We start from the raw sequence: 12,051 nt of genomic DNA on the forward strand, positions 1-12,051 counted from the left end.
AAATATAGTTTTTAATCAAAACGGAGGTGGTCATTTTGCTCCGGAATTAGGTGGTCATTTTGAACTGGAATCAGGTGCTCACTTTAAAACGGAATGGGGTGATCAATATAACCGGAATTTGCACTTCTAACCTCGAACCTCTACCAATAGCATGAACATGAAAACTTGGATTTCTCAAACCATTTGATTTTTTTGAAATTATTCTCGTATCTAAAGTGTCCCATTTTAGATCACTGCGTAAATCAGATTCACTTACAAATTGTTTTTTAGGAGAGTCGGTTACTGGAAAATTGTCTTTTTTCCATCCTAATGATGTTAATAATTCAGCTCTTTCAGGATTCAAATCGATATCAACAGTTTCACTTTTTTTAAGTTTACTTTCGCCTGGAATTAAAGTATTATTTATGTTTTTAAAACTGTACTTATTTTTATTTGCAAAAAAAACAACTTCTATCGTTGAAGAGGTATAATCATCTGAACTTAGTTGATCTACATCACTTAGGATTGCTAACGTCCATTTGAACGATGTCGAACCTTGGTCGATTGTTTCATCCCAAGGAATTGCAAATTCAACATATTTGCCAGCATCTAATTGCCCCTGATAAATAACTGTATATGATTTATCTACACAATTTACTATTTTATCAATATCCTCATTTATAATTCCATGCCCTAATTCATTGGTATGAAATTTAGCTTTCTCTGTTGTTGAATGAATTATTAATGATTTTGCTATTAAGGCACTAATATTTCCATTTGACTCACCAATTAATCTACCTGCAACAGACGCTACAATTGGACTCGAAAAGCTTGTTCCTGCACTCAGCACTTTGGTTGCATCTGCACTACCAATTAGGTGAATCGGATAATTATCACATCCTCCGAATGCTGACACATCCGGCTTCATTTTACCACCTTCTCTGCCTGGCCCTATACAACTATAAGGCGCACGTATTTCTTTATCTCCTGATTTTGTATAAGCTCCAACTGCTAGACAATTAACAGAATCAGAAGGAGATTGAATTCGATCATAACCAGCTACTTCACCATCATTTCCAACTGCAACACAAAATAAAACTCCATATTCATAACTCAACAGATCACATGAATAAGTAAATCGAGAAATATTATCATCTAAAATTGGTCCACAAGGACCTAGGCTTAAATTATAAACTGATATATCTCTATTTTCAGGCACTAACTTCTCTATTGCATCTATAGCTTCATATAAATCTGGATCATTAGTATCAGAAGAAAGCACTCCAAAACTTTTAACGGAAATAGAAGGCTCAATCATTACATCAGTGTTTTTATACTTATTTAACGCTCCATATAGCACAACACCAGATACTTGTGTCCCATGATTTACATAGCTGGGAATTGGGTTTCCTGAAACCGAAAATTCAGACTCAATGTAATTCTTTAAAAAGGGATTTGAAATATCGGCTCCGCCATCAATAACTCCAACTACAATAGGGGACTTTTTTCTAAATACAGGGGCTTTCGGACCATTTGTGGCTGAAAACGCTCTGTCAACACTAGGAAGTTCTCTGACTTTTAAAGGATGAATTGTTCTCAAAGGGTTATAACCTGCAATAGATTTTAAAGTTTCTCTATTCCCATCAAAGCTCACAAATGTCACCCCGCTGTGATATCGCTTATATTTTATTGATTTTTTATCAACTCCATTAGCACTAATCTTTTCTAAGAAAAGAGTCAGACTACTTTTGCTATCAATAGCAAAAGGATGCAGAACGGCTTCTAATTTTCCTTCAGTCCAATCATTTGACATACCTAAAATCTGATCATCCGAATCCAATAACCCTAAAGAGGATATTTTTCTAATATCTTCCACAAATCCTTTTGTTAACGAAGATGTGCGGGAATTCAAATGGCTTTCCAGTTTCTCTAAGCTCCCTTCTGTAGTACGGATAAAATACATTTTTGAAGTTCTATCGCCGTTATTTTTAGGCTTCCATACTCTAGATCCAATTTCTTGAATACCAAACTTTTCAGAACCATTATTATCAAACAATGAAGCAGGATAGTATGATTTTGCAGTAAATTCAGGTTGCACTACAAGACTTAAAATTACCTCATTAGGCATTCTCTGCGAATCAGACAACTTATTGATCATTGATCTAGTTGAAGAAATATCATTGAGAAGATTTTCTTTAGCATCTTCATAAGTGTATGGTACTGATTTAGTGCCAAAACCTGATTTTTTTGTTATAGGCTTTGAGTAAACTTCGCCATTATACAATATTGGTCTTCTTTTGTTGTTTTCATTTATGATTTTTTGTTTTTGAAATATGATGATTAACTCCGCTTATACTTAATCCAGTCAGTTCGGACAATTCTCTCATTGTCAAGTCGCTTCCTAACAAGTCTTTTGCTATTACGCAAAATTTTGCTCTCAATTTTTTATCATTCTGAAAGTCTTCAATTTCATTTAACAAAGAGTTTAAAGGTTTTTCATTTTTCAATATTGCTCTTCTTTTAACATTGTTAGAATACTTACATAAATCTGCTGCACTTTTATCATCGAACATTTCAGATATTGGTTTCAATATTTCCGATGATGTATTATTCTTAATCAAAAAATCTTTTAATTCATCTTCCAAAATTTTTAGCCTAAGATTCTTATCTGGTGTTGGAAACTCTAAAGTATGATCAAACCTTCTCCATATTGCTTTATCTAATAGCTCTGGATGATTTGTTGTAGCAATAAAAACCGAAGAAATTGGCCAGTCTTCAAGTTCCATTAATAATATATTCACAACTCTTTTTATTTCTCCTAAATCAGTAGAATCATCCCTCTTTTTTGCAATAGCATCAAATTCATCAAACAACAATATGGAAGCACTTTGTTTAGCATATTGCAAAACTCGTTTTAAATTTGCTCCTGTCTTCCCCATCAAACTTGATACGCTAGAAGATAAATCTAAAATGATCAAATTTTTATTAAGAATGGAAGCTATATGTTTAGCTAACATTGTCTTACCTGTACCTGGCTGTCCAACTAAAAGCAAGCTTGTTGATGGCTTAATGTTGTTTTCAATAAGAATATCTATTTTATTCCTTTCATCAATAAAACTATTGATCCTATCCATTAAAAATGCTGGAAGCACTGGCAAAGGATTTTGTTCGATATTGGGTTCGTAAATAGTTGCCATTTCCATTTTTGAATCACCGTCAGTAGGGATCGGAGCAGAACCTGCACTTCTAATATTTGCACCTCCTGTTAATGAATAAGAAGCTAAAGTATTTTTAATATTATCAAACATCTCTGGACTTTCATCTTTGACTGATCTAGCTAAACTAAGCGCAGCCAATTCGACTCTTTTTGTTTCTCCAATTAAGCCAGATTGGATTAAATCAATAATTATTTTCTTTTCAGTAGGTTTCATTTTTTATTGTTTTATCTATTAAAATACAAATACAGAAAAACAAAAGTACTTATTTTTAAGGATAAAAAAATATATTTTTTCTGTTTTTTATTTTTTCACAAAAAAACAGAAAAAAAATGAAATAGGAATTTAACCAAGACAAAACTATATCTTAATAATTAAAAGCAATTACGGTTTTCCGTAATTGCTAAATAAAATTCCGTACCGATGAAATTTCTTAAATGAAAATGTGTTTTTAATTCTTTACTATACAGTGTTTGGATTAATACATTTTTTTTCTCTCTTCTTCTTCCTCTTAATTAATGGCTTGTTAGTTTTTTTTATTCCATAAATTATATAATCATTATTAGTTAACGCTTAATTTAAATGGCATTATGAAATTTGATAATCAATATCAAATTATAATGAAACCAAAGCGTAGTAAGTTGTTAAAAAAGGTAGAAGAAAAAAGAATGAAGGAGGGAAGAGAAGCTGTTATAGTTAGATGGTTTGTAAAGGTAATTGTAGCACGTACATTAAAAGAGCTTGAAGAAAAACAAGAGAGAGGATTGAAAGATGAAACTTCAAATCTGTAAAGAAAAAACAAATCTGTTGAATGCTTTTTTAAAATGTTGCTTTAAGGTGTTCGATTCCTGTTAACTACTTTTTTTGTTTTTAATGTTTTCAGTATGTTGGAAAGTAGTTTTTGTTAAAATAACAAAAATTATGCTGTTTTATAGTTGAAAATAGAATATTTTTTGAGAATTAAATAAAAAAGGAAGGTGTTCGATACCTTCCTTTTTGTGGAGTCGCCGGGAATCGAACCCGGGTCCAAACAAGCAACTAAAGAGCTTTCTACACGTTTATTCCCTGATTGGATTTTCGATGTTGAGCCAGGTCAGGAACAACCACTCAACACTTATCTTCTTAATTTCAATCTCCACCCGAAGCTCATGGAAATCTAGGTTTATTTTTACGGTTCCCCTGTACTGACCGCCACAAACCAAGGCTTTCAAGGAGAATCCAGCTTTCCTACCTGGTAGGAACGTGGCGCAATCGTACTATAATTCGGATTATGCAGCTAAAGCGTAGTTATTTTCGCCGTGTAAAATTGTAAGATCTTATATTTACGAGCAAGGTCTCAATGCTCGACGTGCTTACTTTTCAATTCGACTTGCTGTCAAAACCAGTCGACCCCAAAAATGAGTTTGCAAATTTATACTATTTGAAGTTAGTTTTGTAATAAATCTTTCAGAAAAATAACATTATTCTTCATCCTTGAAATTAAACGGATAATCACCAAAAATTGGCGCCAGTTTACGAACGGCATAGGTATTTCGAGTCATTTTGTTCGACAACGCGATAATCGTAACATGCTCTTTCATCAAAGTAATGTACGATGAGGTATTGCCGTGCCACCAACCGTTGTGAAAATAAAAATTTTGCCCGGTTTCCCAATTGATCATTCGGATGCCTAAACCGTAATTTTTAGTTCCCTTACGCTCATTACTGTAGCCGGTATAAACTTGTTTAAGTAATGCCGGTTTTAAAAAGTCAGGTGAATTTCTGGCGCGGTCAAACTTTAAAAGATCTCGCACGGTTGAAAATATATTTTTATCCCCATAAACATTATCCAGATAATCAAAACCAATTTCTACACCATTACCTTTATAAGAAGGAACAATTTTTTTTCTGTCCTTGTCATCGTCAAAAACATAAGTGTGTTTCATTCCCAGAGGTTTGAAAATCATTTGAGACATGGCTTCTTTATACGTTAAGCCCGTAATTTTTTCAATAATTAAAGCGAGCATCGCATAGTTGGTATTGCAATAGCTAAAACGTGTTCCGGTTCTAGATTCTAAACCAATATTTTTGGTAGCCAAAATATCCAGGATATCTTTATTGGTAAGCTGATTGTGCCTGTCCCATACTGATTTGTCGCGGTCTGTGAAATAAGCATAGTTGCGCATTCCGGTACGATGGTCAAGCAACATTCTTATCGTACATTCTTCGTATGGAAAGGTTTTTAGAATCGTATTTACTTTTTGATCTAAATCGATCTTACCTGCATTTACAAGTTTCAAAACAGCAGTCGCAGTTAGAACTTTACTCACGGAAGCAATTTGTACAGGAGTTTCTGCAGTTATTTTAGTGCCTTCGTTTTTATTCGCGAAACCATTGTAACGTTCAAAAATAATCTGACCGTTTGTGGCCACCAAAAAACTCCCGTTCATACTATTGTTGGGCCAGTTTTTGTTGTAAAAGTGATTTATTCTTCCGGTTACTGAATTTATATAGGCTTGTGAAATTCTTTTTTCCGGGCCTAACGGTTTCATTTTGGGTAAAGTATCTTCTATCGTTGAAGCAGTATCTGCGGTTGTTTTTTTATCTTTTCCACAAGAACTTAAAACTAATACTAGAAGAAGTATTTGTGGTATCTTTGTTTTTTTAAGGAAGCTCATTTTCATCATTCTTTAAAAACAAATATATAGAATTCAATAGTTATGTTTTGCCGTTTTGAGATACTCCAAAACCGTTATTTAACAAAAAATTAAGGTTTTGTTTAATTAATTGATTGTTTGTCAGCTTTTAACGGTTTTTAAATATTCTAAATTGTAATTCTTCATGAAAACTTTAACTAAATTTGTTATATTTGAAACAAATAAGATGTAAAAAGTTATATTAATAATTATTTTAAACCCGTTTAAATGAAATTTGGAATCATAAAAGAAAGAAAAAACCCGCCGGACCGCAGAGTTGTTTTTGCTCCTAATGAACTTACAAGACTTAAACAGCTTTATCATGAAGCCGTAGTGGAGGTAGAGAGTTCTGATATCAGGATTTTTTCGGACATGCAGTACAAGAGTATGGGAATCACAGTTACCGAAGATGTTTCAAATTGTGATGTGTTATTTGGTGTAAAAGAGGTTCCGGTTGAGAATTTGATTCCTAATAAAGCCTATTTCTTTTTTTCGCATACGATTAAAAAACAGCCTTATAATAGAAAATTGTTGCAGGCTATTTTAGAGAAAAATATTGATTTATATGACCATGAAACTATTGTAGATGCTCATAACCGTCGTTTAATAGGTTTTGGCAGGTACGCTGGAATGGTGGGAGTTTACAATGGAATTCGCGCTTTTGGAATAAAGTTCGAGTTGTTTAAATTACCAAAAGCAGAAACGCTTGACGGAAAAGAGGCTTTAATCAAGCAGTTGAAGCGTATTACAATGCCGGCTCTAAAATTTGTTATTACCGGAACAGGTAAAGTAGGGAGTGGTGCCAAAGAAATTTTGGATGCTATAAAAATAAAAGAAATTACAGTTGATAATTATCTGACGAAGAAGTATGCGCAGGCCGTTTACGTGCAGTTGGATGTTTTGGAATATAACAAACGTATTGACGGTGAGGTTGTTGATTTTAAAGATTTCGTAGCACATCCGGAAGCGTATGTTTCAGATTTTGAAAAGTTTACGAAGGTGACGGATATTTATTTTGCGGGTCATTTTTATGCGACAGGAGCTCCGATGATTCTGACGCGTGAAATGTTGAATGCAAGCGATTGTAAGCTAAAAGTAGTTGCCGATATTTCGTGTGATGTTAATGGTCCAATTGCGTGTACTGTGCGATCTTCGACTATTGCAGAGCCTTTGTACGGTTATTTTCCTTTGGAAGATAAAGAAGTAGATGTATTTCATCCGGCGGCAGTAGTGGTAATGGCTGTTGATAATTTACCATGTGAAATTCCAAAAGATGCCAGTGAAGGTTTTGGAGAGCAATTTATGGAGCATGTGATTCCGGCTTTTTTCAACGGTGACAAGGATGGAATTTTAAAACGCGCTAAAATAACGGAGAAAGGAAAACTAACAGAAAGGTTTAGTTACCTGCAGGATTATGTAGACGGGAAATAGAACTTTGTTTCAGGTTTCAAGTTTGATGTTATATAAAAAGGAGAAAATTTAAAATTTTCTCCTTTTTATTTGTTTCAAGTTTTAACCTGAAACCTGAAACTTGAAACAAAAAAATTAAACCATCTCCTCCGGCTTCACCCAGGCGTCAAAGTCTTCCGGGCTTACGTAGCCTAAACGAACTGCTTCGTCTTTAAGAGTAGTTCCGTTTTTGTGGGCTGTTTGTGCAATTTCGGCAGCTTTGTAATAGCCAATTTTTGTATTTAAGGCGGTAACCAGCATCATCGAGTTGTCGACCAATTCTTTAATGCGTTTGTAGTTTGGTTCGATTCCTTGTGCGCAATGTTCGTCAAACGAGATGCAGGCGTCACCTAATAATCGTGCCGATTGCAGGAAGTTTGCGGCCATAACCGGTTTGAAGACATTCAGTTCATAATGCCCCTGCATTCCGCCAACTGCAATTGCCATGTCGTTTCCAATTACTTGTGCACAAACCATTGTCAATGCTTCACACTGGGTTGGGTTTACTTTTCCGGGCATGATAGACGATCCCGGTTCGTTTTCCGGAATATGAATTTCACCAATTCCTGAACGAGGTCCTGAAGCTAACATTCTCACATCGTTTGCGATTTTGTTTAGGGAAACGGCCAGTTGTTTTAAGGCTCCATGAGTTTCTACAATAGCGTCGTGTGCTGCCAGGGCTTCAAATTTGTTTTCGGCCGTCACAAAAGGATGGTTGGTAAATTTTGCAATATACTCGGCTACTTTTACATCGTATCCTTTTGGAGTGTTTAATCCGGTACCTACTGCGGTTCCCCCCAAAGCGATCTCGGATAAATGGGCGAGTGTATTTTTAAGCGCTTTTAATCCAAAAGACAATTGAGCAGCGTATCCTGAAATTTCCTGTCCAAGTGTTAAGGGGGTGGCATCCATAAGGTGGGTACGGCCAATTTTTACCACTTCCTTAAATTCGGTTGCTTTTGCAGTTAATGTCGCATGAAGTTTTTCGACTCCCGGAATGGTGGTTTCAATCACCATTTTGTAAGCTGCAATGTGCATGGCTGTAGGGAAGGTGTCGTTGGAAGATTGCGATTTGTTTACGTCGTCATTGGCTTTAATAAACGGTTCGCCTTCTCCGATATTGAATCCTTTTAAGACTTGTGCACGATTGGCTATTACCTCGTTGACATTCATGTTGCTTTGTGTTCCTGAACCGGTTTGCCAGATGACAAGAGGGAATTCGTCATTTAATTGTCCTGCTAAAATTTCATCGCAAACGGCTGCGATGGCATCTCTTTTTTCGAAAGGTAAAACGCCTAAGTCGGCATTGGCGTAAGCGGCTGCTTTTTTTAGATAAGCAAACCCTTCAATGATTTCCTGCGGCATAGACCCAGCTGCTCCAATTTTAAAGTTGTTTCTCGAACGTTCTGTTTGTGCTCCCCAATATTTGTCGGCAGGGACCTGCACTTCGCCCATCGTGTCTTTTTCTATTCTGTATTTCATTATGTGGTATGTAAAAAGTTATTTGTAAAATGTGAAATGTTGTTTGTGAAATGTAAAATGTTTGCTGAAAACTGAAATTTCTTATGAAAATGAGAGAACTAGCCCTGATGGCAGCGGCATCCTTTTGTGCCGGGGTTTGGCGCAAAAGATAGAGCGGACAGCAGGAATTAGCTTCTGAAAACTCTCATGTTCTTGTGCTTGAGATTGTTCAGTAAAAGGACGGTTATCCATAAGAAAAAAAGCTTATTTAAAATGAGTATAAATATAAGCATAAATGTTATTTCCCGAAAATTGATTTGGATTTTATTGCTAAGGAAAAATATAAGGCTTACATTTGTCCTTACATTCAAAAATTCCGGAAAACATGTTTGAATTTTCACAGTACTTAGGTTTTTTACTTTTCTTGACCATACTAACTATAGGGTTTTGGTTGATGTTTTTCTTAGTAGGTTTCGTATCTTATTGGGTTACGGGTGCTAGCTGGGAAATGTTCAAAGAGAAAAGAGCAAAGAAGAAACAAGAACAATCAATTTAATTTTAAGTTGATTTCATAAAAAAGGACCCGTTTTTACGAGTCCTTTTTTTTATGCGATAAAGTGAAGTTTTAAATTCCAAAACCCAAATTCCAAATTCAAAAAAAAATCCAAATTCCAATTAAGTTTTACAAAATTGGAATTTTTTAGTTTGGATTTTAACCTATAGTGTTATCCAGGGAATTCTCCACCGCCGTCACCATCATTTTTAGGTGCTCCCGGTTTTTCTCTGTCGCTTTTCGGTTTGTTGAAACGGTAGGTAAACGATAGATTGAATTGACGTCTACGGAACTGCATTTCGCTGTAAGATTTTTGACTTTCAAGAGTGGTATCATTTTGAAGGTAGGTGTACGATCTCATGACTCTGGAGTTAAAAATGTCACTGATATTAAAGGCAATTGTCGCTTTGTCTTTCAATACATCTTTACTGAAAGCGGTATTCATACCAAATTGGTCTAAGATTTTACCTTGTGCTGTTTTTTGCTCGCCATTGAAGGTGCCGCTTAACTGCCAGTCAATTTTGTAGGGTAACGTAACTTTTGAGCTGATTCTAGCAAACCAGGTGTTGGCCTGATTGTTAAGGTTTTGCACAATGGTTTTACCTTCGGTATCTACATAAGTGTTTTCTCCGGTTGTTTTTACATTGTAAAGGTTGAAGTTACTGTTTAGTCTCCACCATTTATACGGACTGTAGTTGAAGGTGAATTCGAAACCATATTTTTGCTCTTTTCCTAAGTTAATAGGACGGCTTAGAATAACAGGAATTCCGTCTACATTGTCTCCATTTGGAGTTCTGACAAAGCTGAAAACATCTTTTGTGTTTTCGAAATAGGCAGAAGTGCTAAAGGTTACTTTTTCCCATCTTTTGATATAGCCTACATCAAATTTATCCGTTAAGGACGGATCCAGATCGGGATTTCCCTGAAAAATATTAATGTTACTGGCGTAGTTAAGAGCCGGATTCATGAAACGTCCTCTAGGTCTTGATACACGTTTGCTGTAGCTGGCGGTAAAATTACTCTGATCTGAAATTTCATAGCTAACAAAAGCACTTGGAAACAAGTTGTTGTATTTTTTGGTATTGAAAATACTGTTGTCTAATAGGTTTACCTGAATATTAGTGTCTTCCCAACGCAAACCAAACAAATAAGAGAATTTATTAACTTTCAAACCATATTGAGCGTAAACGGCATTGATGTTTTCTTTGTATTCTAAAGTGTTTGATTTTTTTGGATCTATAACATAGTTTCCATTGATGAGGTTGGTAACGTTGTATTCGTTGTTTAAGTCTCCAAAGTTTCCTTTATATCCTGCCTCAAACTGACTTCCTTTTCCTAATGGAAGAACGTAATCTGCCTGAAGTTGTACTTGTTTTTGTACCTGATCGTTTAGCGTAGTATTAGAGGTCGGTAATGCTGTAATCATACCGTCACTGTCGTCTGTATTTCTTGAAATCGATAAATCGGCAGTAAGTTTGTGTCCTTTATCGTTGAAATTTTTGATTAAGTTCGAAGTAAATTCTACGTTTTCGCTTCCGGTGTCGGCATTGTTTAAACGAGAAGTTGTTCCTGTAAAAGCACGAGCGGCATCAAAGTTATTGTAGTTGATATAATCTTTGTCCTCACCTGAGTTTTTTTGATAATTAATGGCATTGGTCCAGAAAGTGTTTGGTGCCACTGTCCATTCCATTCCGGCTCTTGCGTTAAAGCCGTTTCTAATTCTTTTAGTGTCGCGATCTTCGTCTAAATAACCTTTTGGAGATCCATCAGCATTATAGTAGGAAGTATTGGTTAGTCCTCGACCTTCATTGGTTCTGTAGTTGTAACCCGCTGTTGTAAAATAATTGAATTTTTCGGTTTTATAATTTAAGTTGGCACTTAAACCATAAGTTTCAGGAAGTCCGGTTGAGGCGATAAAAGTTCCGTTAAATCCCTGGTTTTTTCCTTTTTTAAGAATAATATTGATGATTCCTGATCCTCCCTCTGCATCATAACGTGCCGATGGGTTGGTGATTACTTCTACTTTGTCAATAGCATCGGCTGGAAGCTGACGCAAAGCTTCGGCTACATTGATGGCGTTTGAAGGTCTTCCGTCAATTAAAATTCGGATATTGTCACTGCCTCGTAAGCTTACATTTCCTTCGGTATCTACAGAAACTGAAGGTACATTGTCTAAAACGTCACTTACAGTTCCACCTTTTACCATCATGTCCTGTCCAACGTTGTAAACCTTTTTGTCCAGTTTTATTTCAACGCTTGATTTTTCGGCACGAACGACAACTTCACTTAATTGCGCAGCATCTTCCGATAGATTAACAATACCTAAAGAAGTGTCTTCGGAAATCGTTTTTCCTTTGATTAAAGAGGATTTGAACGAAATAAATTCAACTTTTATATCGTAAGTCCCCGGTGCAACAGCCACGTCAAATTCCCCTTTTGGATTGGTGATTCCACCAGCTATAACTTTGGTGTCATTTGGTGCAGTGAACGAAATGGTAGCATACTCAAGAGGCTGTTTACTTATTTTTTCGAAAACTTTCCCGGTAACTTTTACCTTGTTTTTAGCAGGTGGCGCCTGTTGTGCATAGTTGTAGAAACTTGTAAGAAAGGATACAAGTAATACAGCAAATTTGATTTTCTTCATTGTGATTTTTGGTTTCAATTACTCTTTAGACGGCAAATGTAGCTTTTGGTTTAAAGAGAAAAATCACAAAAATAT

7 protein-coding genes and 1 other RNA gene are annotated in these 12,051 nt (G+C 35.5%); 2 read left to right on the plus strand and 6 right to left on the minus strand.

Going from position 1 to position 12,051, the window contains the following annotated elements; genetic code table 11:
* Positions 1-70: 70 nt before the first annotated feature.
* Complete coding sequence (locus ACN1CN_RS15495; protein WP_419136274.1) at positions 71-2,263, minus strand: S8 family peptidase; 2,193 nt, start codon at positions 2,261-2,263, stop codon at positions 71-73.
* Positions 2,264-2,285: 22 nt separating this feature from the next.
* The gene (locus ACN1CN_RS15500; protein ID WP_419136275.1) at positions 2,286-3,410 is read right to left on the minus strand and encodes an AAA family ATPase; all 1,125 of its coding nucleotides are present in this window, start codon (positions 3,408-3,410) and stop codon (positions 2,286-2,288) included.
* 374 nt (positions 3,411-3,784) lie between these two features.
* Between ACN1CN_RS15500 and ACN1CN_RS15505 the strand changes: the two genes are divergently transcribed.
* Positions 3,785-3,985, plus strand: a complete 201-nt coding sequence (locus ACN1CN_RS15505; RefSeq protein WP_419136276.1) for a hypothetical protein — start codon at positions 3,785-3,787, stop codon at positions 3,983-3,985.
* Positions 3,986-4,190: 205 nt separating this feature from the next.
* On the opposite strand, the gene ssrA is transcribed toward ACN1CN_RS15505, so the two are convergent.
* Positions 4,191-4,587, minus strand: a transfer-messenger RNA (tmRNA) gene (gene ssrA / locus ACN1CN_RS15510).
* A 67-nt stretch (positions 4,588-4,654) separates the two neighbouring features.
* On the minus strand, positions 4,655-5,857 hold the full coding sequence (locus tag ACN1CN_RS15515) for a serine hydrolase domain-containing protein (RefSeq protein ID WP_419136402.1): 1,203 nt from the start codon (positions 5,855-5,857) through the stop codon (positions 4,655-4,657).
* A 240-nt stretch (positions 5,858-6,097) separates the two neighbouring features.
* Between ACN1CN_RS15515 and ACN1CN_RS15520 the strand changes: the two genes are divergently transcribed.
* The gene (locus ACN1CN_RS15520; protein WP_291286982.1) at positions 6,098-7,300 is read left to right on the plus strand and encodes an NAD(P)-dependent oxidoreductase; all 1,203 of its coding nucleotides are present in this window, start codon (positions 6,098-6,100) and stop codon (positions 7,298-7,300) included.
* 114 nt (positions 7,301-7,414) lie between these two features.
* On the opposite strand, the gene fumC is transcribed toward ACN1CN_RS15520, so the two are convergent.
* Together fumC and ACN1CN_RS15530 are read right to left on the minus strand one after the other, a co-directional pair.
* A complete protein-coding gene (gene fumC, locus ACN1CN_RS15525; RefSeq protein ID WP_419136277.1) occupies positions 7,415-8,800 on the minus strand; it encodes a class II fumarate hydratase in 1,386 nt (461 codons plus the stop codon).
* Between the two features lie 704 nt (positions 8,801-9,504).
* Positions 9,505-11,976: an outer membrane beta-barrel family protein gene (locus ACN1CN_RS15530; RefSeq protein ID WP_291287988.1), complete on the minus strand. Its 2,472-nt coding sequence runs from the start codon at positions 11,974-11,976 to the stop codon at positions 9,505-9,507.
* Positions 11,977-12,051: the final 75 nt, after the last annotated feature.

Source organism: Flavobacterium sp. T12S277 (assembly GCF_048514875.1).
GTDB lineage: Bacteria > Bacteroidota > Bacteroidia > Flavobacteriales > Flavobacteriaceae > Flavobacterium.

Bases quoted from the DNA above. Each gene is read 5' to 3' on its own strand.
- ACN1CN_RS15500 (WP_419136275.1), bottom strand. From the start codon at position 3,410: ATGAAACCTACTGAAAAGAAAATAATTATTGATTTAATCCAATCTGGC.
- ACN1CN_RS15505 (WP_419136276.1), top strand. From the start codon at position 3,785: ATGAAATTTGATAATCAATATCAAATTATAATGAAACCAAAGCGTAGT.
- ACN1CN_RS15515 (WP_419136402.1), bottom strand. From the start codon at position 5,857: ATGAAAATGAGCTTCCTTAAAAAAACAAAGATACCACAAATACTTCTT.
- ACN1CN_RS15520 (WP_291286982.1), top strand. From the start codon at position 6,098: ATGAAATTTGGAATCATAAAAGAAAGAAAAAACCCGCCGGACCGCAGA.
- fumC (WP_419136277.1), bottom strand. From the start codon at position 8,800: ATGAAATACAGAATAGAAAAAGACACGATGGGCGAAGTGCAGGTCCCT.
- ACN1CN_RS15530 (WP_291287988.1), bottom strand. From the start codon at position 11,976: ATGAAGAAAATCAAATTTGCTGTATTACTTGTATCCTTTCTTACAAGT.